At 35.1% G+C, this 26,548-nt stretch carries 18 protein-coding genes; 8 read left to right on the top strand and 10 right to left on the bottom strand.

Annotated features, from left to right (window positions below; genetic code table 11):
* Positions 1–57 precede the first annotated feature (57 nt).
* Both argH and Q0829_RS18765 read left to right on the top strand, forming a co-directional pair.
* Positions 58–1,335 (top strand): argininosuccinate lyase, encoded by a 1,278-nt coding sequence (argH, locus tag Q0829_RS18770; protein ID WP_298545992.1) that lies wholly within the window; start codon positions 58–60, stop codon positions 1,333–1,335.
* Positions 1,336–1,716: 381 nt separating this feature from the next.
* Positions 1,717–2,598, top strand: a complete 882-nt coding sequence (locus Q0829_RS18765) for a carbohydrate kinase (RefSeq protein WP_298545990.1) — start codon at positions 1,717–1,719, stop codon at positions 2,596–2,598.
* On the opposite strand, the gene Q0829_RS18760 is transcribed toward Q0829_RS18765, so the two are convergent.
* A complete protein-coding gene (locus tag Q0829_RS18760; RefSeq protein WP_298545989.1) occupies positions 2,599–3,393 on the bottom strand; it encodes a DUF1080 domain-containing protein in 795 nt (264 codons plus the stop codon).
* Positions 3,394–3,955: 562 nt separating this feature from the next.
* Between Q0829_RS18760 and Q0829_RS18755 the strand changes: the two genes are divergently transcribed.
* From Q0829_RS18755 to Q0829_RS18740, 4 genes are all read left to right on the top strand, one after another.
* Positions 3,956–4,858 (top strand): phage tail protein, encoded by a 903-nt coding sequence (locus Q0829_RS18755; protein WP_298545988.1) that lies wholly within the window; start codon positions 3,956–3,958, stop codon positions 4,856–4,858.
* Between the two features lie 12 nt (positions 4,859–4,870).
* On the top strand, positions 4,871–13,414 hold the full coding sequence (locus Q0829_RS18750; protein WP_298545987.1) for a LamG-like jellyroll fold domain-containing protein: 8,544 nt from the start codon (positions 4,871–4,873) through the stop codon (positions 13,412–13,414).
* Positions 13,415–13,482: 68 nt separating this feature from the next.
* The gene (locus Q0829_RS18745; protein WP_298545985.1) at positions 13,483–14,397 is read left to right on the top strand and encodes a hypothetical protein; all 915 of its coding nucleotides are present in this window, start codon (positions 13,483–13,485) and stop codon (positions 14,395–14,397) included.
* 2 nt (positions 14,398–14,399) lie between these two features.
* Entirely contained in the window at positions 14,400–14,792 is a 393-nt protein-coding gene (locus tag Q0829_RS18740) for a hypothetical protein (protein WP_298545984.1), read from the top strand.
* A gap of 126 nt (positions 14,793–14,918) precedes the next feature.
* On the opposite strand, the gene Q0829_RS18735 is transcribed toward Q0829_RS18740, so the two are convergent.
* The 7 genes from Q0829_RS18735 to Q0829_RS18705 form a co-directional block, all read right to left on the bottom strand.
* A complete protein-coding gene (locus Q0829_RS18735) occupies positions 14,919–15,620 on the bottom strand; it encodes a hypothetical protein (RefSeq protein ID WP_298545982.1) in 702 nt (233 codons plus the stop codon).
* A gap of 85 nt (positions 15,621–15,705) precedes the next feature.
* Complete coding sequence (locus Q0829_RS18730; RefSeq protein WP_298545981.1) at positions 15,706–16,767, bottom strand: sugar phosphate isomerase/epimerase; 1,062 nt, start codon at positions 16,765–16,767, stop codon at positions 15,706–15,708.
* Positions 16,768–16,864: 97 nt separating this feature from the next.
* A complete protein-coding gene (locus tag Q0829_RS18725; protein ID WP_298545980.1) occupies positions 16,865–18,010 on the bottom strand; it encodes a Gfo/Idh/MocA family oxidoreductase in 1,146 nt (381 codons plus the stop codon).
* A gap of 1 nt (position 18,011) precedes the next feature.
* Positions 18,012–19,244, bottom strand: a complete 1,233-nt coding sequence (locus Q0829_RS18720; protein ID WP_298545979.1) for a nucleoside permease — start codon at positions 19,242–19,244, stop codon at positions 18,012–18,014.
* Positions 19,245–19,257: 13 nt separating this feature from the next.
* The gene (locus Q0829_RS18715) at positions 19,258–20,247 is read right to left on the bottom strand and encodes a sugar phosphate isomerase/epimerase family protein (protein WP_298545978.1); all 990 of its coding nucleotides are present in this window, start codon (positions 20,245–20,247) and stop codon (positions 19,258–19,260) included.
* 25 nt (positions 20,248–20,272) lie between these two features.
* Entirely contained in the window at positions 20,273–20,911 is a 639-nt protein-coding gene (locus tag Q0829_RS18710) for a gluconate 2-dehydrogenase subunit 3 family protein (protein WP_298545976.1), read from the bottom strand.
* A gap of 10 nt (positions 20,912–20,921) precedes the next feature.
* A complete protein-coding gene (locus Q0829_RS18705; protein WP_298545974.1) occupies positions 20,922–22,613 on the bottom strand; it encodes a GMC family oxidoreductase in 1,692 nt (563 codons plus the stop codon).
* Between the two features lie 315 nt (positions 22,614–22,928).
* On the opposite strand from Q0829_RS18705, the gene Q0829_RS18700 reads away from it, so the two are divergent.
* Positions 22,929–23,819 carry a TIM barrel protein gene (locus Q0829_RS18700; protein ID WP_298545972.1) on the top strand — a complete coding sequence of 297 codons (891 nt, stop codon included), beginning with the start codon at positions 22,929–22,931 and terminating at the stop codon, positions 23,817–23,819.
* Positions 23,820–23,906: 87 nt separating this feature from the next.
* On the opposite strand, the gene Q0829_RS18695 is transcribed toward Q0829_RS18700, so the two are convergent.
* A complete protein-coding gene (locus Q0829_RS18695; RefSeq protein ID WP_298545970.1) occupies positions 23,907–24,263 on the bottom strand; it encodes a hypothetical protein in 357 nt (118 codons plus the stop codon).
* A 329-nt stretch (positions 24,264–24,592) separates the two neighbouring features.
* Here Q0829_RS18695 and Q0829_RS18690 point away from each other — a divergent pair, with 329 nt between their 5' ends.
* Entirely contained in the window at positions 24,593–24,763 is a 171-nt protein-coding gene (locus Q0829_RS18690) for a hypothetical protein (protein ID WP_298545968.1), read from the top strand.
* 240 nt (positions 24,764–25,003) lie between these two features.
* On the opposite strand, the gene Q0829_RS18685 is transcribed toward Q0829_RS18690, so the two are convergent.
* Positions 25,004–26,545, bottom strand: a complete 1,542-nt coding sequence (locus tag Q0829_RS18685; RefSeq protein ID WP_298311480.1) for an acyl-CoA carboxylase subunit beta — start codon at positions 26,543–26,545, stop codon at positions 25,004–25,006.
* Between the last annotated feature and the right edge of the window lie 3 nt (positions 26,546–26,548).

The raw sequence follows: 26,548 nt of genomic DNA, 5'->3' as shown, positions 1-26,548 counted from the left end.
GATATAAAGGCTTCGACAAGCTCAGCCTGACAATAATAAATGATATAAATAAAGAAGATGAAACTTTGGGATAAGGGATTACCAACAGATCAAAAAATAGATATGTTTACCGTGGGTAATGATAGACAACTAGATTTGGTAATTGCCAAATATGATGTGCAGGCAACATTAGCTCATGCTAAAATGTTACATATTATAGAATTACTTTCTGATCAGGAAATTAAAGCTATTGAAAAAGAACTGGAGATATTAGCAGAACAGATTGAAAACGGAACTTTTGTAATCGAAGATCAGTTTGAAGATGTACATTCTAAAATAGAGTTCGAACTCACAAAAAAGGTAGGAGATGCTGGAAAGAAAATTCACACGGCTAGATCCAGAAATGATCAAGTGCTAGTAGCAATACATTTATACCTGAAAGATGAGCTGTTAAACATTAAATCGCAGGTTAAAGAATTGTCAGAGAGCTTATTAAGTTCTGCAGAAAAATATAAAGAAGTATTATTGCCAGGCTATACGCACCTTCAGATTGCGATGCCGTCATCATTTGGATTATGGTTTTCTGCATACGCAGAGAGTTTTGTAGATGATCTGTATTTCGTGAATGCTGCTTTAAAAGTGGTAGATCAGAATCCATTAGGCAGTGCTGCGGGATACGGAAGCTCATTTCCTATTGATAGAGAATTTACAACCAAAGAATTAAGTTTTGAAACCTTAAAATATAATGTAGTAGCTGCACAGATGAGTAGAGGGAAATCAGAAAAATCCACTGCTTTTGCCATGAGTAGTGTGGCAGGAACACTTTCTAAGTTAGCCATGGATGTATGCTTATATATGAGTCAGAATTTTGATTTTATGAGCATTCCATCAGAATTAACTACAGGTTCTAGTATCATGCCACATAAAAAGAATCCAGATGTATTTGAACTAATAAGAGGAAAATGTAATAAAATTCAGGCATTGCCTTATGAATTAAGCCTGTTGACTAACAATTTACCAAGTGGTTATCATAGAGATTTACAATTGCTTAAAGAAGGTATTGTTCCAGCAATTCAGGACCTAAAGGCCTGTTTAGAAATGGGAATCTACGCTTTAAAAAGTGTTACGGTGAATGAGACTATCCTGAGTGACTCTAAATATGATTATTTGTTTAGTGTGGATACATTAAATGAATTAGTAATGAAAGGAATGTCTTTTAGGGATGCGTATGTGAAAATTGGATTAGATATCGAAAACGGAAACTATAAACCTGAAAAAAACACGAAACATAGTCATATCGGTAGTATTAACAATTTGTGTTTAGATAAGATTAAAGAGAAATTAAATTCAGTTTAAAAACAATATCATTTTGTCATTCCAGCCTTTCGACAAGCTCAAGATAAACTTTAGGCTGGAATCCATTTTAAATAAAAAATTATAAAACATTGAAGAAAAGTTGAAGTTGTTAATTGAGTGTAAGTTGAATGAAGCCGATTTTTAAAAGCGAAGCGAATTAAAAAGAGATAGCTGAATTCAATCCCGAACTTGTTTCGGGATCTTGATAGCTGTAAATAAGAATTTGAAGATAAGTTGAAGTCGTTAATTGAGTGTAAGTTGAGTTAGTTTAATTTTTTTGGCTTCAACCTAGACCCTCATCGGAGTAGTTAACCGGTGAGGGTTGTTTTTTAGGTAATTAAAATTTAATAATTGATTATCTTAGATGAAATTTAGAAAACCATGAGAATAAGCTGTTTTGGAGAAGTGCTTTGGGATATATTTCCACACCATAAAAAAGTTGGAGGTGCTCCACTTAACGTTGCTTTACGATTGAAAACAATGGGGATGGATTCTTCAATTATTACTAGAGTAGGTGTAGATGATTTAGGGCATGATCTTATCACATATATAGATAAGCAAGGGTTGTCTTCGGAAACAATACAGAAAGATTATCAACATCATACAGGAGAAGTGTTAGTGAGTTTGGATAGTCAAGGCACGGCCTCTTATGAAATAAGTCGTCCTGTTGCCTGGGATTTTATTGATAATACGGAAAAAGCTCTTATGGATGTAAAAACATCCGACGCTATTATTTATGGTAGTTTGGCAGCTAGAAATGAAGTTTCCAGAAACACACTATTCGAATTACTTGATGAAGCTAAATTCAAGATTTTGGATGTAAATCTTCGTCCACCACATTACGATTCAGAATTACTTTCTCAATTAATGAAAAGAGCAGATTTTATTAAGTTAAACGATGAAGAACTCGATGAGATCTGCAATCATTTTAGCATTAAAGAAGCTACACTGCACGAGCAGATAGAAGCAATAGCAAATCATACAAATACAGATCAAATTTGTGTTACCAAAGGAGGAAAAGGCGCCACATTATTTTATGAAGGATCTTTGTGTCATAATAATGGATACAAGATTGAAGTAGTAGATACAGTAGGAGCTGGAGACTCTTTTTTGGCAACTTTAATTTCTAAGTTACTACAGGACAGTGAACCCCAATTAGCCTTAGATTTTGCTTGTGCAATAGGAGCGATGGTTGCGGGAAGTGAAGGCGCAAACCCTGTTTTTGAGGATAAAGAGATACAAGATTTTATTTCTAAGCAATAATTAATCCAATTCTCTTACCCAAATATTTCTGTAATGTACAGGATTGCTATGATCTTGCAATTTTATCGGCCCTTTACCATGAGGTTCGTTTTTAGGAGGTCCGATATATTCAGTACTTCCCAGAATTTCTACATGATCTTGTACAAGTATACCATTATGAATCACTGTAAAAGATCCCGATTTGGTCTTTTTGCCAGCTTGATCAAATTCTGGTGCGTGAAAGATAATGTCATATGTCTGCCATTGATCGTTAGGTTTGGTAGCATTTACCAGCGGAATATGTTGTTTATAAATAGAAGTGGCTTGTCCATTAGCATAGGTGCGATTTTGATAGCTATCCAGTATTTGTACTTCATATTTGTTCTGAAAGAAAACCCCGCTATTTCCTCTACCTTGTCCTTCTCCTTCAACAACATCAGGAGCTTTCCATTCTAAATGTAATTGAACACTTCCAAAGTTTTCTTTAGTTTGTATATCACCGGTTCCAGGTTCTATAGTCATTGTGTTATCAGAATTAATATTCCACGATGCAAGAACAGCATCTTTAGTTGAGATCCATTGATCTAAATCATTTCCATTAAAAAGTATGATTGCATCCGAGGGGACATTATTTTCATTAAAAGAGATAGCTTTAGGTTCCGGATCCCAAACCTCGGTCTCTTTTGGATCTGTGATTTCTTTTTTAGGTGAAGAAGTAATTTCTTCTTTATTATTTTCTTCTTGAATTGGTTTAGTTATGTCCTCTTTGCAGGCAATGATAATAAGAGCTAATAAAAGGTATATGAGTTTCTTCATTATAATGGTTTTAATTCGCCAGATCGATTCCAACGATCTAACAATTTTTGTGTGATATGTAAATATACAGAAATAAGGAAATCTGGATTATGTTTAAAAACTAAAAGTTTATGATGTTTTTTTTAAAAGTATAGTATACCAAAAACACTTTTTTTATTTCTAAATACATAAACATCAGGAAAAATATTAACTACCTGATATACTGTATTTTATATTTATTTTCATCCTCTGGTAATCCAAAATAATTGAGTTGTCCGGTTTTTGTCCGGTAGAATTTAGGTTGTTTTTAACAGTTTTTCGATTATTTCGCCTCGAATTAATAATGACAAAAATTCCCTTATGAAACTACATTACATTTTCACAACTAAATCAAAAAAATCTATTCATTATATATTCTCTATGAATAATAAATAATGAACTCAATCCAGAGTTCATTTCAAAACAGTTAACATTTTTTCACACCATATTTATAATCATAACGACACAAAAAATGTGTCGTGTGTATACAATATCAAACAAACACCAATACTAATTTTTATACAAAACTTCTAAAACACTAACCATGAAATCAAAACTATCTTTTTTACTATTTTTTGCATTATTTGTAACAACCATAACCTTTGCGCAATCATCAGCCACTACAGCTGGTATTGCAGTACAAGGAATTGCAAGAGATGGTAATAACACTGCCAGAGCAAATGCCACAATTACTTTAACATTTTATATATATCATTTGGTTGCTTCATCTGAAGTTCAAATATCAAGTGAAAGTAAGACATTACAAACAGATGCCTTTGGCGTGTTTTCACATGTGATTGATCCTACGGCAGAGAACAACCCTAATTTTGCCAATTATCAGGCATTTCTTAGAATAAGTGAGGGTAATACCATCATCTCTGATGAGAAATTAAAACATGTACCCTATGCGATAGCAGCTAATAACGGAGTGCCAACAGGGTCTATTATGCCTTTTGTAGGTACTAAAATCCCGGCTGGTTGGGCACTGTGTGATGGTCAAAACCTGACATCAATTACAGGATCAGAAGCTTTAATAACACTTTTAGGAACCAATAATGCACCAAACCTTCAGGGAATGTTTTTACGAGGAACAGGAATAAGCCCGGTTAACAATCAATCAGGACCGCAATTAAACCAGACACAGCAAGATGCTTTTGAAGAACATTCGCACGCAAGCGGATCCTTAGTAAATTCTATAGCAGGAGAACATGATCACAATACAAGTAGTGATGGAGGGTTTAATAAAGTGTTACTGGACAATGGAAACCATACAAGTAATGGAACTGACGGATCGGATGCTACAGGATCTGAACCAAATTTACTGCTTTCGGCTACAATTGCAGACGATGGTGCTCATAACCATAATATTACCGGATCTACTGCCACCATTGGAGGTACTGAGACACGTCCAGTAAACTATGGAGTTAACTATATCATTAAATTATAAGGAGATATAGTTATGAAAAAATATGTAGTAATAGGCCTTTGGCTCCTGGCAACAGGGCTTTGGGCACAGAACGAGGATGGAGCAAAGATTGCTCCCGTTTCTCAAGCCATACAGGCTAATAATTATACGATACAAGTGGGATTACCATACCTGGCGCAGGATATGAATAGTACCGAACGTAAAACAGAACCTGCAGATATCCGTTTTCCATGGGAAGTATTATACTTATTCAACACCTTTGCTGAGGAATCTTTTGACGTTTCCAAAGGATATTTTGGGGATAAAGTATTAATCGAATGGAATCTCAGAAATAATTTCGATTTAGTGAGCACCATAGATCTGTACCGAAGAGAATATACGGATGATGGCACTGAAATCTATGAACAAATAAGTAGTATTTCTCCTGAAGAAACTTCCTATGAAGATAAATATGTAGAAGGAGGCGTTTTATACGAATATAAAGTAGTAGCAGAAGGTGTTAGCCAAACCGAAGAACGTTATGCAACCTTTATTACAGGTATTGGATATAGAAATCCAACCGCTGTAGTAACTGGTAATATTAGTTATGAAGGAGGAAGCCCTGTAAAAGATGTAACGATAAGAGCAAAATCTGATGGAGGAGCTATAAATACAGGTAGCCTTTTACGTATTCCGAGTACCGGAGATGTAAAAATAAAAGAGCTGAATAACCCTATTACTACAGCGGCAACACTTCAGGCATGGGTACGACCAGAAACTGCTTTTACAACAGATTCAGACCCTTCAATTCGATTGTTTAGACTTACGAATTTAGATTTTACTCATATCGATATCACTTTAAATCTAAAGGCACTTTCGAATACGTTGGTGGTAAACATTGGAGGAAGTGAATATCAATTGCAAAATTTCTATCCGTCAGGAGAATTAGATGATAGAGGTGATGATGAGTTGGTTCCTGTAACAGATTTCAATAACGAATTTGTTCATTTCTCTATCGTGATGAATGATAATGAAGTTCCGTTGTTATATATAAACGGTAGAGTAATTAATGAAGAATATCAGGTTGAGGTTAATGCGCGTTTAGATGAATTGAACGATAATTATGCAGGACCTTATATGAATGTTACCGTTCCTGCGCAAACCAATGAATTAAGTCTTGGTGGAGTTGCATCCGAATGGGATGATATCAATATTGGAAGTGGAAAGACTGTTGATGTTGATGAAGTTAGAATTTGGAACGAAGCGATTGATCCTTTAAATATCAGAACAGATTACAGAAGATACATCAGCGGAAATGACTCCAGGTTAGTTGTCTATTTAAGTGCTAACGAAAATGCTGGGGCTTATGCCTATGATATCTCTAGAAAGGGGTTTAGCTACAACAAAAATCACGGTGAATTATGGAATGCAGATACCAATGAAGCAGATAAAGCATTATGGATAAGTGGTGCTGGTAACATTCCTACTTCTGATCAATTAGGGATTTTGGGAGTTAGTGATGAAAACGGTAATTATGAAATTACAGCAATCCCTTATTCAGGAACAGGAGAATCATTTACGATCACTCCGCTATATGGTCAACATCAATTCGAACCTAGTCAACAATTAGTCTTTTTAGGACAAGGTTCTGAAGTAGTAAACAAAATTGATTTTGTTGATATTTCTTCCTTTAGCTTTAAAGGAAAAGTATTATTTGATTCCAGAGAAGTTTTCTCATCCTTTGTGGATGTAAATGGAGGAGGTTTTAGCGGATTAACAGATGGTGATGAATATATTAGCGGACCGGGAATACTGGATGAAGGCTATAATTATTATCAAAAAGGTTCAGAAAAATACAGTAAAGGAGAATATTGGTATAATGATAATGGCACCACTGATGATGATACAGACGATTATTTGGAGCGTTACGCCAGAATAGCGTCAGAAGGAGTTAGTATCTATGTAGATGGAAATATTGTACTAGATGAGAATAATACACCTGTAACTTCGGACAGCGAAGGTAATTTTGATGTGAGTGTTCCGATAGGAAATCACTACATCACATTAAAAAAGGATGGTCATGAGTTTAACTACAATGGTAGGTTCCCAGCAGAAACAGGAACATTTCAGGAATTCTTTGAAGATGCTAATGAGCAAGTTGTTTTTGTGGATAATACCAAAGTTACCCTGGTTGGTAAGGTGGTTGGTGGTGCTGTTGAAGCTCAGAAATCCATTGGTTTTGGACAAGATGGTACATTCGAAACAACAATTACGGATGGCGAAGGCGAAGATCAAACCGTTACCATTAGTGCTAAAAATAATATCGGTAAAGCCGAAATTATTTTAGGGTATGCACCTATAGGAGGAAATGTAACTCCATATACCAGGACTATTTTTAATACTAATAATGAAACTGGTGAATATCGTATAGATATGCTACCACTTAATTATGAAATTAATCAAACGACTGGCTTAAAAATCGTTAATAATGCTGCCATTAATTTGTTAGACGCTAATGAGGCTGTAAATATTTCTGATATCCCAGAAATGACGATTCCAGAATATACCTATGAGGACGGAAGTATTGAAGAAGGTACGCCATACCATTATGAAAAAAGTTTCACCTATCGTTCAGTTCCGGTACTTAGAGTCACTGAACAAACCTCTGATGATATCGTCACCATTGATGATGTTGATATTAGTACAGAAGGTTTTGAATATCCGGTATATACTCAGTTTGGAAACTATCAAATCACGCTTAATAGTTTCGAGCGCTATATCAACTATGACGATATAGAAATAGAAGATTTGGTACCAGTAATTGATGGAGAATTGGTTGTAACTAATAACCTTGCTTTAGAAGGATCTGAAACCATTACAACCGATGCTACTGATGCAAGTACAATACATTATACTTTTGTAGGAGGTTTACCAGCAATCACACCACCTTTTACCAATACATTAGATATAATATACCGAATAAATGGGGTAGATTATCCTGCCGAGAATTATATTTCTGAAGGAATCATCCTTGGAGGGCAATCCGATGGAAGCCAAACTTTTATAACCGCTGCGCCAGATACTCCGGATATTATTCTCCGCGATCCACCTGGATCCAATAGTTATGCCTCGATTGAAGAGGGCGAAACGATTTCTTTTACTTCCAAGACTGATTTAGCAAGTACCTTGGGAGGATCTTTAAATCTTAATTTGAAGTTAGGAGTTATATTCGAAACAGGAGGAGGTTTAGCAGGTCCTGTTATCAAAAGTCAAACTACGGATAATATTGAAACTGGGATTGAACTATCCAGAACATCTACCGATGGAGAACGGTTAACAAAGACCTATAAGTTTACCAAAAAAATATCCACTAGCCGTAATAAAGAGTTTGTGGGAGCAGAAGGAGACTTGTATATAGGTGAATCTAAAAATTACTTCTATGGTTCCTATGATGATGTGCAAACATCAACTGCTGTGATTGGAGCTTCACCATCTTATGAACTTACCAATACGAATGGAGAAAGTATTTTCATAAGTAAGCAAAAGGCCATGTATTTCGTAGAAGAACCTACAGAAACATTCTTTATCTACTCTCAGAAATATATTCTGGAAAGTTTAATACCTGAACTGGAATTGATTATTAGTAATATTGATAACGGAATTATTAGTGAAGGTGATCTAGGAGTTTTGACAAGAGGCGAGTATATAGAGCAGATCAGGTTATGGAGAAGCGTTATTCAAGAAAATGAAAGAAGTAAATATCTGGTTAAAAATGATAGAGCTTCGTACCAAAATTCACTAACTACAGTTATCGATGGTTTTGTAAATGAAGTCAAAGATGCACTGGAAGATAGTGACTTAACTGCACAGCAGGATGATATCCTAACCGATCAGTTAGAAGAATCTGAACGAACACGAGAGCTAATAGAAAATGAGTTCGAAGAAAACATCTCGTTTGATGCTGGTGTAGGAACTTTTTCAAAAAGCGTAAAAACCACTACGGTTAATTCAAAATTGACCAAGGTGAATCTGGATATTGAGGAAACTCTGGCTGGAGAGTTTGGTTTCCAATTAAATGGAATGGGGTTAATAACAAAGATAAAAACCTTCTTTGAACAAGATATTAATTCTACTTTACTGGAAACAGAAACATCTACTTTAAACATTAGTTATACCTTAAAGGACGATGATCCTGCTAATTTGTTGAGTGTAGATGTGGTAAATCTTTTTGACGGAAATGGTCCTGTTTTTAGTACTATTGGAGGTGTTACTTCATGTCCTTATGAAGGACCAGAACTTTCACATTTCTATAATAATACTATTTACGATTCTGATGCTCCTGAAATTTTACCATTGGCAGATGATCAAAGAGAAGAATTAAGTTATGCTACCGTAAAAGCAGAAAATCCACTAATTAGTGTAGAAGTAGCGAGTGTCACAAATATACCAGAAGATCAAAAAGCAGAGTTTGTATTAAAACTGGAAAACAGAAGCGATCAGAACAGTGATGCTGCCAGTTTCAATTATTTCACACTGCGTATAGATAATACAACCAATCCAAACAACGCGTTAATTAATATAACGCAAAATGGTACTGTAGTATATGTTCCTTATGGAGAACCGGTATATTATACTATGACTCTTGGGAAATCGGTGTCTGATATATATGAATATAAAGACATTCGTGTAATCTTAGAATCACGTTGCGATCAGGTGAATATATTTGACGATGTATTGGTATCTGCAGAATTTGTACCGTCCTGTTCAGAAGTAACAGTGGATGCTCCTCTGGATAACTGGGTTTATAATATAGATACTGCTTATAATCTGGACGGTTCCACAAATCCATTAGCTATTGATTTAACTGGATTTAATACATCTTTTAATAGCTTTAAGAAGATTGATCTGGAATATCGTTTAGCAACCTCACCAACCTGGACGCGCGTACAAACATATTATACAACTCAGGAATTCTATGATGAGGCCGTAGCAACTAATGAAACAGAAATTTCTTTAATTAATGATTCTTCCTTGTCCTTTGAATTAGATATTGCCGGATTGCAATTACAGGATGGTGAATATGAAATCAGGGCACGAAGCAGCTGTACAAATGATACGGAATTTATTTCAGAAGTGATCACCGGTACAGTCGATCTAAATGCACCAGAGCGTTTTGGAACACCATTACCCACAGATGGTATATTGTCTGCAGGAGAAGACTTAAAAGTAAGTTTTAACGAAGCTATCTTTTATAATACAGCTGTTAGTAATATCGAGATCAAAGGAGAAACCAATCAATTACCGATTAATAATAATGTTTCTTTATATTTTGAAGGAGCGGATAACACAGCCATTATAGAAAACCCGAGCATCGTTTCAGGTGATTTTACTATGGAATTTTGGATGAATAATAGTACCAATTCATCAACCGCCAAAATAGTAGATCAGGCTGGTGGTATTCAGATAGGATTAGATAATGGACAAATCTACTTTACAATAGGCAATATTACGGCCTCAGGTGGTATAGTAACAGATAATTTGTTCCATCATTACACTTTTACTCATAAGAACAGTACTGGAGAGATCAGTATTTATGAAGATGATAGAGAAGTAGCCGGAAATACAGGAAGTATTGATTTGCAGTTTTCTAATAATGAAGCACTGGTTGTTGGAGGAAATACCTTTATTGGTAATATCCACGATCTTCGCATATGGAATAAAGCCATAAGTTTAGAAAATGCATATGCTACCAGATTTGATAAGCTTCAAGGAAACGAAGCAAGTCTTGTTGGATATTGGCCTATGAACGAAGGTAGAGGAGAGATTGCTAATGATATAGCCAGGTTTAAACACGCAAGCGTAAATGCTTCCTGGGATATCAAACCTAAAGGAAACTCATATGAGTTTGCAAACGGACAATCATTGGCTTTGGATAATGTAGATTTTGTGCAATTGACAGATGAGATGGACGCAACTATATCCTTCTGGATCAAAACAGATACTGCGCAAGAAGCTACTTTGTTTTCTAACGGTAAAGGAGATGGATCTGATATTATTCAATCGAATGGTTTTGCCAATAAATGGGCAATTAATATGTCTGCTTCGGGATTACTAACGTTCGAGAATGAAGGTGTTTCTTATCCATTAACCACAGAAAGTGTTGTGGATAACTCCTGGCATCATATCACCTTGTTGTTTAACCGTATTGGATCGTTAAGAACATACGTTGATGCAGCATTAGTTTCTTCTAATCCAATGTCGGATATCAGTGGGTTTTCTGGAAACAAGATATGGTTGGGTGCCAGAGGAAGTGTAGATCTTGCAGGAACCGAAACGGTTGATCGTGAATTTACTGGAAAGATTGATGAATTCCGTTTATGGAATACGTTGAGAAATGAAGAACAAATAGATCGTGATCGTTATAATGAAGTTGATTTCGAAAGTATCGGACTGTTAGTATATGCAAGAATGAATGCTCCGGATCCTGAAACGGGTAATGGACCAAGGTACTACCATGCCTACAACAATCAAACAATCATTCCGAGTAATGCTGTGCTTTCTGAAGGAACGGTTAACTATTCTGATGATGTTCCTGCAATTAAGCCGGAAAGAGAATTAATTAAATTCCAGGTAAATCGTGTAATTAATGACGATGAAATGATTCTGGAACCTGTAGTAACCGATTGGGCTTCATTAGAAGGACAAATATTAGATATTACAGTGCATCGTATGTTTGATAGTGCCAATAATATGCAGCAATCTCCTATTACATGGACTGCATTTGTAAACCGAAATGAAGTAAGTTGGTATGCAGAAGGATATAATGAAATAGTTGATATCATTAAAGATAGTAACGAATCCTCTTCTTTTGAGATCACCATACTCAATAAAGGAGGAAATGATCAGCCTTTCTCGATTACTAATGTTCCAAATTGGCTATCACTAAGTGATGATTCAGGAACGATTGCTCCAGATAGCAGCATCGTTATTACTGCTACTATTGATGACGTATTAACGCCGGGAGATTACTTGGAAGATTTATACCTGCAAACTGATTATGGATTTGATCAAAAACTTCAATTAGCTGTAAAAGTACTGGCAGAAGAACCGGACTGGGACATCAACCCTAATGATTTTGAATATAGTATGAATGTCATCGGAAAAGTGAAGATTGACGGAGCTTTTTCTGAAGATACTTATGATAAAATTGCAGCATTTTCTGATGGAGAAGTTAGAGGATCAGCAAATCTGGTGTATGACCCTTCTTACCAGGAGTATTTTGCATACCTATCCATTTATAGCAATGATGTGTATGGAGAAGAGATCAAATTTAGTATTTGGGATGCCTCACAAGGGAAAATTCTGGACGCGGTTATAGATGCTAATTCTTCTATTACATTTCAGGAAAATGAAGTGATCGGATCTATAGGTATGCCTGTTATTTTTGAAAATACTGATGAGGTAGTTCAGGAAATTAAAATGAATGATGGATGGACCTGGATATCCTTAAATGTAAATGATACCAATTTCTCAGATATTAATGCTCTAACTGGAGGTATGAATCTGGAAACCTCCGATAGAATGTTGAGTCATTCACCATCATTATTGGAGACATTCTATAAAGATGAATCTATACCTGCCAATAGTACTTGGTCAGGAACCATAAGTGCTAACGGAGGATTGTCTGTAGATAAGATGTATAAAATACATGTGGCAAACGAACAATCCTTAAGTATCAAAGGAAATCCTGTTGATATTGATACTTGGAGTTTCCCTGTAAAGCAAAATTGGAATTGGCTGCCTTATCCTATAGGATCCAATCAAACTGTAAACGAGGCATTGGCATATTTTAATGCGAATGACGGAGATGTTATCAAATCTCAAAACTTGTTTGCTATTTATGATCCGGTAAATGGTTGGAAAGGAACCTTAGAGTATTTAGAAGCTGGAGTAGGGTATATGATTAAATCAGGAGAGAATCAGGAATTTACATATCCTTCCTATCTAGGGAAATCATCTTCCAGAGAACAATCTGAAGAAATAAATACTGCAGAGATATTAACTGGATTTGCGCAATATGCTCAGAATATGAATGCAGTGGTGTTATTACCAGAAGGATATGATCAGTTGTTTGTTTATGATGCTAACGGTTCTTTAAAAGGAATAGCTAGTCATCAAATGGTAGGTGATAAAAAATTGAGTTTTATTACGATCTACGGAGAATCATCTGAAGCATTACAATTTTATATTGGAGATGGGATCCAGCAAAAAGTAACGACCAAAAGCTTCAGTTTTATAAATAATGGAGTGATGGGTACCATTGCAGAACCCGTTATTCTCGAAGAGTTCACTGATGATATTACGATTTTCCCAAATCCGTTTGAGAATAATCTGACGATTACCATAAACGCTTCTCAAGATCAAAAAGCAATAGTAAGGTTGTATACTATAACAGGTCAGCTAATTTTTATAGAAGACATGACTATGGTATCTGGGATCAATACCAGAAACATCAAACCCGATATTGCTTCAGGAACATATTTTATGCAAATAGAAATGGGTGATACAAGTATTACAAGAAAAATCCTGAAAAAGTAACATAAAACCACATGTAGCGCTCTTAAGTTAATTAAGAGCACTACATGTACTATAAAATTATAGACAAGATGAAAAAAATAATTTTTAATACGATAATCCTGGGATTATTGGGAGTTAATATGTTTGGTCAATCACCTGCATGGACGGTCAATGAAAATGATTTTCAATACACCATGTCATTTGTTGCTTTTTTAAACATAGACGGACAAAATCTGGAAAGCACTAATGATAAGGTAGCAGCATTTGTAAATGGTGAATGCCGTGGAGTGACAAACCTAACTTATGTTGATAGTCAGGATGGTTATTATGCGTTTTTAACAGTTTTTTCTAATGAAAATAGTGAAACAATAAACCTAAAGATTTATAATTCTGTGACCAATACTATTGTAGAAGTACCGGAAACACAGCAATTCGAAATTAACAATCACTATGGAGATTTGTTTCAGACATTTAGTATAGCAAGTCCACAACTTAATAATCAAGCCGAAATAGTAGATTTTGGTTTTAAAGATATTGAGGTAATCGATACAATTTTTGATGGAAGTGAACTTACGATTTACATTGATAGTGCTATAGACAGAACAACGCTGAATGCTACTTTTGACCTAAGTGCAGGAGCGGAGTTATTTATCAATACGACACAACAACTTTCCGTTGAGAATACACTGGATTTTAGTAATCCAGTACAATTCGAAGTACGTTCAGAGGATCGTTCAGTTTTAAAATCGTGGAAAGTTCATGTTAAATCCGGTTCAGGGAATGTTATCTACTATAAAAAAGATGCCGTTTGTTATGCAGGAGGTGCTATTAAAGTTGTATTTCCTATAAATAATAAAGAGGTAGTTTTATTGAAAGAGGGTGTTATTGTGGCTGCTTCTGCAATAAGTGGAGGAGAAACCATATTTGATAATCTGGAAATAGGATTATATACCATAAAAGTTGATGGTAATATCAAAGAAATAGAAATAAACCAAAAAAGCTAATCATGAATACTAAATTATATATAACCATTATAGCAATTATGATATTATTTTATAATTGTTCTAATGATGATTCGAGTTTCTCTACCGTAGTGCCATTAGCAATAAGTTTTATACATGAGAATGGTGATTTGATTTCAGAAAACGACTGTGTTAATCCAAACGAAAAGTATTCTGTAATGATCAAAGTAAATACATTAGGTAGTGGAAGTTTTATTCCTACCGAAGTACCTTATACCATTAATGGAGTTTTGTACAATATGACCTTTATTAGTGGAGATGATCAAATTAACCCTATTGATTTAGTCGAAGGTGAGAACATTGTTCAATTAGCAGAAAGTGGTATAACCAGTAAGGTTTCTGTGATAACACAAGATGATTTTGAATTGGTAGAGTAAGATTCTAATTACAAACTGATACGTATAAACCTGATAATTTTATTGTCAGGTTTATATTGTATTAAAGAAAAAAGGTGAAAAATAAATAAGATAGTTTTATAATTATTTTTCAATCTCAAAATGTGTTTAATTATGAGTAACACGAGTTTCCGTAAATTCTAAAGTTATTTCAGATAAAAACAATACAAATAATGCATGCTTATCCGGATTCCGAATACTTTGCGCAAATGACATTGCATTAAAAACATTCCAATTAGTTATATAGATATCATTTGAGTAGGCAGGAGCATTCGGGTTCCGAAAAGATCTTGGGTTAGTGAAACCAAGTATGGCATGGCATAATTCATGGATTACAATACGTAATCTATTACTATAAGAAGTAGTGAAAAATGGATCATACAAAACCACGTAGGACCTTTCATCTTCCGATTGCCTTCTATGACTATGAGTACCTATGCTTTCAGCATATGCATTTCCAGAAAGTGGTGCTCTTACAAAATCATCTCCGTCTATTGCGCTAGCAGATCTATGGACTTCATAATGAGAGGCATGCCTATTTAATCGTTGTAGATTTCTATGAATCAATGTAAAATGTTGATCATAATTAGATATATGAGTATATGCTCTGGTATGACTGGAATTAGAAAGAAAAGATGCAAATAAGGCATTTTCCACCAACTGTCTTTGATTACCGGGTAATATGCGACCCGGAGTTATAAAATCATGGAACATATAATAGGCTCTCCTAATCAATCGTATAGCTCCATGATGTGCTTCTCTAACCTGCGTAAATTCAGCATTAGAAAAATCTGAAATTGTAATACTCATACTAAGTTTTAATTTTTAAAATCATATACTTTGTACCTGAAAATTTAGGTAGTAGCTGGATTAAAGATATAAAATTCAGACAAGACTAAGAGTTGTCAAAACCCAAAATTTTCCGAAGCTTTTCTTTATCAATGTCAGCTCCTGCAAAATCATCAAAGGCTTTTTCGGTGGCTTCAATGATATGATTACGGATAAAAGAAGCACCTTCTCGTGCACCTTGCTCTGGGGATTTGATACAGCATTCCCATTCCATAACTGCCCAAACATCACATCCATACTGAGTAAGTTTAGAGAAAATTGTTTTAAAATCAATTTGTCCATCTCCAGGAGAACGATAACGTCCAGCTCGATCTATCCAATCACTATATCCGCCAAAAACTCCTTTTTTTCCGGTAGGGTTAAACTCTGAGTCTTTTACATGAAATGCTTTTATAAATTCGTGATAATGATCTATATACTCCAGGTAATCCAGTTGTTGTAATACAAAATGACTAGGGTCATATAAGATATTGACTCTTTTATGATTTCCAGTGGCTTCCAGAAAGCGTTCAAATGTGACTCCATCATGTAGATCTTCACCAGGGTGGATTTCATAACATACATCTACACCTTGTTCATCAAAATGATTAAGAATGGGTAACCAGCGTTTAGCCAATTCTTCAAACCCCATTTCTACTAATCCCGCAGGGCGTTGTGGCCATGGATGCATGGTATGCCACAACAACGCTCCTGAAAATGTACCATGTGCTTTGATCCCTAGTCGATTACTTGCAGTTGCTGCATTTTTAACCTGATTTACTGCCCATGCTGTTCTTTTCTTAGGATTGTTTTTACAATCATCAGGTGCAAAGTTGTCAAACATCAAATCATATGCAGGATGAACCGCTACCAATTGTCCTTGCAGATGAGAGGAAAGTTCTGTAATCTCTAATCCATAATCAGCGATTTTACCTTTCAATTCATCACAATAGGTTTGACTTTCTGCTGCTTTATCCAGATTGATCAATCGGGTTTCCCAGGTTGGTATTTGTATCCCTTTATAGCCCAAATCAGAAGCCCATTTGCATAATCCATCTAATGAATTAAAAGGTTCTTTATCATCCATAAATTGGGCTAGAAATACTGCAGGGCCTTTTATTGTTTTCATTTGGTTAGTTTTTATCGGTCACATTGAGCGGAGTCGAAATGTGATATGATTTCTAATCTCTCGACTCCGCTCGAGAAGACAGAAACTAAATTTTAATTTACACTCTAGTCCAACTTGCGTTATTTTTACTGCTTTCTACAGCTGCATATATAAATTTCATTCCTCTCACACCATCTGTTACCGTTGGAAAATCTGGATTGTTTGAAAATGATTTCCCACTTTTTACAGTTAATAGTTCCTTTGCAAAGCTTCTATAAATAGTTGCAAAACCTTCCAGGTACCCTTCAGGATGTCCTGCAGGGATTCTGACGTATTCTGAAGATTCAGAATAGGTTCCATTTCCTCCAGGTGTATATATTTGTTTAGGTTGATCCAGCCATTTTACAATAAGTTGGTTTGGATTTTCCTGATTCCATGTAAGACTGCCTTTGGTACCATAGATTTTAACTCCTAAGTTGTTTTCTTCTCCTGTGGCAATTTGCGAAAATGACATGATCCCTTTGGCTCCGTTTTCAAAACGTAACAAAATATTTCCATCATCATCCAGGCTGCGTCCATCTCCAAAAGCCGTAAGATCTGCAGCTATTGTTTCAATTTGGATTCCGGTAATGTATTCTATTAAATTTTCTGCGTGTGTACCGATATCACCTAGTGCACCACCAATTCCAGAGCGTTTCGGATCTACTCTCCAAGCTGCTTGTTTTTGACCTGTTTTTTCTACCGAAGTAGAGAGCCATCCTTGAAGATAGTGTGCATTGATTTTTCTGATCGCTCCCAGATCTCCCTTGGCAATCATAGCTTTTGCCTGTTTTACCATAGGATATCCTGTATAGTTATGGGTTAAGGCAAATACTTTTCCAGAGGATTGCACGATTTTCTCTAGTTCGATAGCTTCATCTAATGTAAGAGAAAGTGGTTTATCACAAATCACATGAAACCCGTGTTCTAGCGCCATTTTGGCTGGAGGAAAATGCATGTGATTGGGAGTAACGATAGCCACAAAATCCATACGTTCTTCTTCAGGAAGTTTGGATTCTTCAGTAATCATTTCCTCAAAACTACCATATGCTCTATTGTCTGGTATACCTAGCTCCTTTGCCGAAGCACTACTTTTTTCTTTACTGGATGAAAATGCTCCACAAACGAGCGCTATCATTCCATCAATGCTGGCAGCCTTGCGATGCACATCACCAATAAAAGATCCGGTACCGCCACCAACCATTCCCATTTTAAGTCGGGTCATATTAACTGTCTTTATATTCTATTTTTTCATTTTTAAAGAAGATCGCAAATAAAATCATAACTGCCGCTGCAAAAATTGCAGGAAATATCCATATGCTATTCCAGTTATGTTGTCCTTCTCCTAATACGTTTGCATCTGTAATTTTTCCGGCAACATAAAATCCAACTAACATTCCTAAACCATAGGTGGCCAAAGTAATGAGTCCCTGAGCAGCACTTTTGAATTTTTCTCCTGCTTTAGAATCGGTATAAATCTGTCCGGATACGAAAAAGAAATCATAACAAATGCCATGTAATGCGATACCTGTGATCAGCATGAAAGCTAACTCTCCTGAATTTCCGTAGGCAAATAATAAGTATCTAATTGCCCAAGCTAGCATTCCTACTAATATAGTTTTTTTAAACCCAAATCTCTTAAAGAAAAAAGGTAGGAGTAGCATAAAGACAACTTCCGATATTTGGCCAATGGTCATTTTTGCTGCAGGGTTAGCAACACCTATTTCCCCTAAAAACTGTCCGGCGTGTTGATAATAAAAAGCAAGCGGAATACAAATTAGAATTGAAGCAATAAAAAACATTAGAAAATTTTTATCTTTTAGAAGTTTTATCGCATCCAATCCCAAAATATCTGATATGGTTACTTTTTGATCTTTACTAACTTTAGGAGGTGTCTTGGGCAAAGTAAAACTAAATATTCCTAATACTGCGGAAGCTATAGCAGTCATTAAGAAAGTGTTTTTTAACATTCCAGATGCTACTCCCTCAGCAGAATCCCAATGAAAAGCATAACTAATAACTAATCCTGCAACAATCCATCCAATGGTTCCAAAAACTCGTACAAAAGAAAACTGTTTTGCTGGATCATTCATCTGATTAAAAGATACAGAGTTTACCAGTGCTAATGTAGGCATATACGCAATCATATATCCTAATACATAAGGATAGAAGACTGAAAAATCAGTAGCATTTGCCATTTGATACATCAATAAAGCTCCAATAAGATGTAGTATCCCTAGGATACGTTCTGCATTAAAAAATCTATCGGCAATCAATCCAATAATAAAAGGAGCTATGATTGCTCCCCAGGATTGGGTAGAATATGCCATGGCAATTTCTCCTCCGCTAGTTTTTAATGAATTTGGTAAATAGATACCCATGGTTACAAACCAGCCACCCCAAATGAAAAATTCTAAGAACATCATTAAGGATAACTGAAACTGAATGAATTTCTTCATAATAGATAATTGGTTAGTTTAGTTGTTTGGAAAGGTTGGTCAATAAATCTCTTGTTGCAATAATTCCTTCAATTTCACCTAATCGTTCTCCTTCATATTCTACTCCTATATATCCTTGATATCCGGATTTTTTTACGATATCTAACATCTTTTTATAATCAATAGTTGTTTCATTTCCTTCTGTATCAAAATCATAGGATTTAGCGCTCACCCCTTTAGCAAATGGCATCAGTTCTTCTATCCCTTGATATTTCGGGTATTCTTTGATACATTTAGCACCCCATCGTTCACCGCCTTCACGTTCTAAACAGAAATTACCAAAATCAGGTAACGTACCGCAATTTGGTTTATTAACATTTTTCATCACTTTTGCAAGTAAAGCCGCATCAGAAGATAAGTATCCGTGATTTTCTACAATTACATTAATACTTTTAGTAGCGGCATATTCGGATAGTTTAGTCAACCCATCAGTGGCAACTTCTACCCATTTTTCGGGATCATTTGTTCCGAATAGATTTACTCGTATAGAGTGGCATCCTAAAAATTGTGCTGCATCTACCCATTTTTTATGATTTTCTACGGTTTGATTTCTTTCTTTTTCGTCGATAACTGCTAAGTCACCTTCACCATCTACCATGATTAATAGGTTCTGTACATTGTGTTTTTGGCTTTCTATTTTTAATGTATCTAAAAGTTGTTGTAATGCTTTACTGGGATCTTTTGTGTCTTTATAGGTATATAGTTGACTTACATATTCAACTCCAGTGAACCCTAGCTCTTTTGCTTTTTTAGCAAAATCTATAGGATCTAATTTACCAGATTGTATTTCTTTATGTAGTGACCATTGCGCCAATGATAATTCGAAATAAGGTTCTGATGCTACAGGTTGTTCAATTATCTTTTCTTCTTTCTGTTCAATTGTTGTAGTATTTTCCTTTGTGTTATTCTTACAGGAACTAATAATTGATAAACAGATAAGCCCTTTAAAGATGGTTTTGTACATAATTTTAAGTTTAGTTAAGTGGTTTTTATAAAGCCCAGTCTTTTCCTCCGGTTAGGTTTTGAACAGAATCACAACCAATATATTCTCCAGGAACTGGTAAATAGTTAAGCACATTTTCGGCAATTTCTTTTGATGTTTTAAAACCATAAATAGCTATGTCTCTTACAGAAGAAAGAAATACAAAAGATTTTACTTCCTGAGAAACTTTTTCTAAATCTTCTGGAGTTTTTACTTCAGACATTTCTTCCCAATATGTTTTTTGTGTTTCTTTAGGAAGCTTTAGATATCTAGATAGCAATGCATCATATTCTTCTACAGTAATATCATCAACACTTTTTTCTTCATTGACCCCCAGTTCCTTTAAAATAATTCCTGCTCCGTGTTTGAACATTTGTATTTCTTCAATATCATCAATACCGTTATTAACAAATTTATCTATAAACATAGGTACATGCAACGATTTTGCGCCTGGAATATCAGTTTCTGGAATAATAAGATCAACAATTTGTTCTAAAGCTTTCCCTTCATCTATTGATAAAAGTTCTGGTGTCCAGTCCAGTATATATTCTTTTTGACAGCTTTGTAATAGACTAAGTATTGCGGGAGTAGCTGCAATGTATCCTGCTGATAATCCTATGTTTTTTAATGCTTCTCTTCTGTTCATAGTACTAAGATTAAGCGTTTTTTTGTAGTTGTTTTGCGGCATGATCTGCGGCTCTGGCTGTAAAAGCCATATAAGTGAGAGATGGGTTAACACAACTCGCCGAAGTCATAAAAGATCCATCAGTAACATATACATTAGGTACTGCATGAATTTGATTATTACCATTAAGTACAGAAGTGTTAGGATCCTTACCCATTCTGGCAGTACCCATTTCGTGAATTCCTAAACCAGGTGCTCCAATATCATCCCAAGGCTGAACATCGGTAAAACCGGCTTCTGTTAACATGTTCATAGCTTCCTGGATCATATCTTTACGCATTTCTAATTCATTTTCTTTAAATTCAGCGTCAAAAGTTACAGTCGGTAGACCCCATTCATCCAGTTGATCATAATCCAGTGTCATTTTGTTTTCATGATAAGGTAAACATTCTCCAAATCCCAAAAGACCCATTCTCCATCCTCCCGGTTCTAGAATCTTTTCTTTTAATTCTGCTCCATATCCTAGTTCTGCAATAGTTTCTTCCCAGTTAGAGCGACTAGCACCACCTTGATATCCATATCCACGTTTGAAGTTCTTCTGATCTGTTTCACCTCCTATATTTCTAAAACGGGGAATGTAAATTCCATTGGGTCTGCGGCCTTTATAAAACTTATCCTTAAATCCTCCATATTTTCCCGTTGCTCCTGCTTTAAAATGATGGTCCATAATGTTATGACCTAGCTCGCCAGAATCATTTCCCATTCCATTAGGAAAACGTTCTGATTTAGACTGCATTAATATACTTGTAGAAGCGATTGCGGAAGCACATAAGAATATCACTTTAGCAGTGAATTGTGTTCTTTCTTTAGTTAAGGTATCAATTACTTCTACTCCAGTAGCTTTTCCTGTTTTGTCATTATATAATACCCGATGAACAATAGAATTAGGTCTAAGTGTCATATTACCTGTTCTTTCTGCAGCCGGAAGCGTAGAGGAATTACTACTAAAATAGGCTCCAAAAGGACAACCTCGCATACAACGATTACGATATTGACAATTCATTCTCCCCTCGAAGGTTTTAGTTCCAGTGATATGTGCCGTTCTTCCTATTGTGAGAAGACGATCTTTATAATTCCTAGCTATATTCTTTTTTAAATGATCTTCTACACAGTTTAATTCCATTGGCGGTAGAAATTGCCCATCAGGTAACTGATCTAAACCTAGCTTTTCTCCACTAACACCGATAAATTCTTCTACTTTATCATACCATGGAGCAATATCTTTGTATCGTACAGGCCAATCCACGGCAATTCCTTCTTTTTTATTGGCTTCAAAATCAAAATCACATAATCTATAACTTTGTCTACCCCACATCAAAGATCGCCCACCTACGTGATATCCTCTGATCCAATCAAACCGTTTCGTCTCATTATAAGGATGTTTTAAGTCATTAACAAAGAAATGGCGATGTGCTTTATCGGTCACATAACCGGTACGATGTTGTTTAGGTTGCTCGGCAATCTCTTTTCGAGAAGGTTCACCTTTCAAATCATAATCCCACGGGTCATCATTAGCTGTGGTATAGTCATCAATATGAGTAACCATTCTTCCACGTTCTAATACTAATGTTTTGAGCCCTTTTTCACAAAGCTCTTTAGCAGCCCAGCCACCACTGATTCCCGTTCCTACAACAATTGCGTCATATTGAGGTTCTTGTTCCATATGTGTTAATGTTTACAGACAATTTATAGCAAATAAGGACGAGAAAATCCCTCGTCTTAATCTATTAATTAATAAAACTATTTCTAGTAGGCTTTTACGAGGCTACTAGTAAGTTCTGATAGTAGTTTTGTTTGTCTGTTTTCTTCTTGTTCTGGAAGAAAAGGTATTGTAGCTAAAACTTGTTATGATTTATAGCTGTAGAATTTGTAATTATTAAATTCTGGTTCTAATATAAGAAGTTTGTTTGTGTTTTAACAATACAATTAACAAATCATTAATTAAATTAGTGATTCATTAAAAAATAACTAGAGAGTCATGTCAAATGTAAATCGAAGAAAAGCTATTAAAAATTTATCTTTAGGTATAGGTGCTATAGGTTTTGGAAGTACGATGATGGCTAAATCCGTATCCCAAAGTATTTCAAATTCATTGCAGAATAATTTAAAGGAAAATATTAATCATTCTGTTTGTAGATGGTGTTATCAAAATATTCCTTTAGAAGAGTTTGCAAAAAAATCAAAAGATATTGGAATTAAAGCAATAGACCTTTTGAAACCTGATGAGTGGGAAATTGTTACTAAACAAGGACTTGATTGTTCTTTGGCAACAGATACTTTTGCTAGTATTACAAATGGATTTAATGATCTAAAAAATCACTCAGAATTACAAATTAAATATCAAAACTTAATTTCTCAAGCATCTAATTCTGGAATAAAGCAGGTAATTGTTTTTTCGGGTAATCGTAATGGTATTTCTGATGAAGAAGGTTGGGAAAACTGTGCTAAAGGATTAGCACCTTTGGTAAAACATGCCGAGAAGAATAATGTTGTTTTGATTATGGAGTTGCTAAATAGTAAAGTCGATCATAAAGATTATCAATGTGATCGTACTCCTTGGGGAGTGTCTCTAGTAGATAAAATAGGTTCTCCCAATTTTAAATTGTTATATGATATTTATCATATGCAAATTATGGAAGGTGATATTATTGCTACAATCAACAAATACAAAGAGTATATAGCGCATTATCACACAGGTGGAGTCCCTGGAAGGCATGAGATTAATCATACTCAAGAATTGAATTATCCCGCTATAATGAAAGCTATTGTAGCAAATGGATATACTGGATATGTAGCTCAGGAATTTATTCCAACTTACGAAAACAGTTTAGATGCATTAAAAGAAGGTGTTATGATATGTGATGTCTAAATTGCTTTATCAATATAATTAAAATCAAAGACGATTTTTTACTTTTAGTCCCCTCGAGGCGAAGCTAAGACAGACAATGCTTTTAAGTTACGAAATCATCGTTTTCATATCCTGAATCACATTAATATTATGCCTTAAAAAGGCAAAAAGGATGAATAAAATAATGATCGCTACAGTAAAACCTAGCAAGTTACCATTCTTACTACTTGAGACTTTTTTAGATGTTTTCAAATAAGCTTTAGAGAGCTTTTTAGTGTATTTAGACACAAGAGCAAAAGCTGGAGCAAAAATCAATACTACAATAAGCATATCGATCAGTACCAAAAGATATCCTTGTTCGTGAATATGCTTTTTTACATATTTAATTACAAATTCATTGATAAGAGCCGCGCAAAGCACAGCAATTGCATAGATTGCAAATTTGGTAAGTTGTCTTTTATTCATTGGGGGGCACTAATTTTATAAACATTGTATGCAGTTCACAATATACTAAAAAGCTTTAATTATAAGAATGCCTATTTACTAATATAAACGGACTCGATTGTTGTTATGATAAAACGCATTGCGATAATGCCTTATTTTTTATCCGCGTTAAACATATTAAAATGCACTACTAAAGTAACGTTAATTAACAATGTTGCTAGGGGAATTTTCAACTTTGACATATATATTAGAGCTTACTGCTGATATAGTATTATCTATAAAGCGAAGACATAATCTTTGAATGTCTTTAAATGATCAAGGACCATATTATTTTAATTAAATTAACTCTTATGAAAAACCTAAAAGAAATCGGAGCAGTATTAAAAAAATCAGACCTTAAATCAATTAATGGCGGGATGCATTCGGGCGACAGATTCGTGTGTGTTGAAAATTTCCCTTTTACATATGAAGTTCGAGAAGGAGAATTATGCGATGATGGGAGTGTACCTCTATGTCCATAAACTATAAAGTAGTTATTTCTAAATATGAAGGCTTAAAAAAAAAATAGTGTAGTTTGTCTTCTAAGACAAGCAAAATATTGAAGTTTTTAATTTAGAAATTTCTAGACATTATACAACCCAGATATATAGTTCTTATATCTGGGTTTTGTGTATAGTTTTAAGTTATTGCTTTTGCATTTCAGAAACGAAATGAGTTGTATCTTAATATCAAAAAAACCTTAAATGTTTTGATGAACCCTATTATAATGGAATATTACCATGTTTACGCTTAGGGCGATCGATTGTTTTATTTTCTAACATACTAAATCCTTTGATGAGTTTTCTTCGTGTATCTTCTGGTAAGATTACTTCATCAATAAAGCCACGCTGTGCAGCTCGATATGGATTGGCAAATTTATCTGCGTACTCACCTTCTTTTTCAGCGAGTTTGGCAGCAGGATCGTCAGCAGCTTTAATTTCTTTTCTAAAGATTATTTCACTAGCACCTTTAGCTCCCATAACTGCAATTTCTGCTGTAGGCCACGCAAAATTAAGATCCGCTCCAATGTGTTTAGAGTTCATTACATCATAAGCACCACCATATGCTTTACGGGTAATCACGGTTACTTTTGGCACTGTAGCTTCGCTCAAGGCATATAATAATTTAGCACCATGAACGATTATACCATTCCATTCCTGATCTGTACCAGGTAAGAATCCAGGAACATCCACTAATACTAATAATGGAATATTGAAACAGTCACAAAAACGTGTAAAACGTGCTGCTTTTTTAGAACTATTTACGTCTAATACTCCTGCTAAGAACATAGGTTGATTGGCGACAATACCAACACTTCTTCCTCCGAGTCTTGCAAAACCTACGATGATATTCTCTGCGTAGTTTTTATGAATTTCATAAAACGAATCTTCATCGATAATCCCACCGATTACCTCATGCATGTCATACGGTTTGTTGGGGTTATCAGGAATGATATCCGAAAGAATATCTCTTTTCTCATCTGTTAAGGAATAAGAGATATTTTTAGGAGTTTCTTGGTTGTTTTGAGGCAGGTAGCTTAATAATTTTTTCACATCTTCCAAACATTCTATATCATTAGATGAAGTGATATGAGCAACTCCCGATTTAGATGAATGTGTGCTAGCACCTCCTAATTCTTCTGATGTTACTTCTTCATTAGTAACGGTTTTAACGACATTAGGTCCGGTTACAAACATATAGCTAGTATCTTCTACCATAATAGTAAAATCAGTTATAGCAGGAGAATACACAGCTCCACCGGCACAAGGTCCCATAATAGCAGAAATTTGGGGAATAACACCAGATGCTTGAACATTTTTATGAAAAATATCTGCATATCCACCTAATGATCTCACGCCTTCCTGGATTCTGGCGCCACCAGAGTCATTTAGTCCAATAATAGGAGCGCCAACGTTAACAGCAAGATCCATTACTTTACATATTTTTTCTGCGTGCGTTTCTGATAAAGCTCCTCCGAAAACAGTGAAATCCTGCGCGAAAACATACACTAACCGTCCATTAACGGTTCCGTAACCTGTTACCACTCCATCTCCATAATAAATTTCTTTCTCCATTCCGAAGTCGGTCGTTCTATGGGTAACCAGAATGCCTATTTCTTCAAAAGATCCTTCATCCAGAAAATAGGCCACCCGCTCTCGAGCAGTTAACTTTTTCTTTTGATGTTGTTTTTCAATGCGCTGTTCACCACCACCTAAATGCGCTTGATCGATTTTTTCTTGTAGCGTTTTTATTTTTGGATTCATATA

The organism is uncultured Aquimarina sp. (genome assembly GCF_947492405.1).
In the GTDB taxonomy this organism is placed as follows: domain Bacteria; phylum Bacteroidota; class Bacteroidia; order Flavobacteriales; family Flavobacteriaceae; genus Aquimarina.
Note: the sequence above shows the minus strand (reverse complement) of the source record. Positions and strands in the feature narration are given on the sequence as shown.

Coding starts and splice junctions, on each gene's coding strand:
- Q0829_RS18710 (WP_298545976.1), bottom strand. CDS start 20,911: ATGAACAGAAGAGAAGCATTAAAAAACATAGGATTATCAGCAGGATAC.
- Q0829_RS18735 (WP_298545982.1), bottom strand. CDS start 15,620: ATGAGTATTACAATTTCAGATTTTTCTAATGCTGAATTTACGCAGGTT.
- Q0829_RS18720 (WP_298545979.1), bottom strand. CDS start 19,244: ATGAAGAAATTCATTCAGTTTCAGTTATCCTTAATGATGTTCTTAGAA.
- Q0829_RS18715 (WP_298545978.1), bottom strand. CDS start 20,247: ATGTACAAAACCATCTTTAAAGGGCTTATCTGTTTATCAATTATTAGT.
- Q0829_RS18750 (WP_298545987.1), top strand. CDS start 4,871: ATGAAAAAATATGTAGTAATAGGCCTTTGGCTCCTGGCAACAGGGCTT.
- Q0829_RS18745 (WP_298545985.1), top strand. CDS start 13,483: ATGAAAAAAATAATTTTTAATACGATAATCCTGGGATTATTGGGAGTT.
- argH (WP_298545992.1), top strand. CDS start 58: ATGAAACTTTGGGATAAGGGATTACCAACAGATCAAAAAATAGATATG.
- Q0829_RS18765 (WP_298545990.1), top strand. CDS start 1,717: ATGAGAATAAGCTGTTTTGGAGAAGTGCTTTGGGATATATTTCCACAC.
- Q0829_RS18740 (WP_298545984.1), top strand. CDS start 14,400: ATGAATACTAAATTATATATAACCATTATAGCAATTATGATATTATTT.
- Q0829_RS18690 (WP_298545968.1), top strand. CDS start 24,593: ATGAAAAACCTAAAAGAAATCGGAGCAGTATTAAAAAAATCAGACCTT.
- Q0829_RS18760 (WP_298545989.1), bottom strand. CDS start 3,393: ATGAAGAAACTCATATACCTTTTATTAGCTCTTATTATCATTGCCTGC.
- Q0829_RS18705 (WP_298545974.1), bottom strand. CDS start 22,613: ATGGAACAAGAACCTCAATATGACGCAATTGTTGTAGGAACGGGAATC.
- Q0829_RS18700 (WP_298545972.1), top strand. CDS start 22,929: ATGTCAAATGTAAATCGAAGAAAAGCTATTAAAAATTTATCTTTAGGT.
- Q0829_RS18725 (WP_298545980.1), bottom strand. CDS start 18,010: ATGACCCGACTTAAAATGGGAATGGTTGGTGGCGGTACCGGATCTTTT.
- Q0829_RS18685 (WP_298311480.1), bottom strand. CDS start 26,545: ATGAATCCAAAAATAAAAACGCTACAAGAAAAAATCGATCAAGCGCAT.
- Q0829_RS18695 (WP_298545970.1), bottom strand. CDS start 24,263: ATGAATAAAAGACAACTTACCAAATTTGCAATCTATGCAATTGCTGTG.
- Q0829_RS18730 (WP_298545981.1), bottom strand. CDS start 16,767: ATGAAAACAATAAAAGGCCCTGCAGTATTTCTAGCCCAATTTATGGAT.
- Q0829_RS18755 (WP_298545988.1), top strand. CDS start 3,956: ATGAAATCAAAACTATCTTTTTTACTATTTTTTGCATTATTTGTAACA.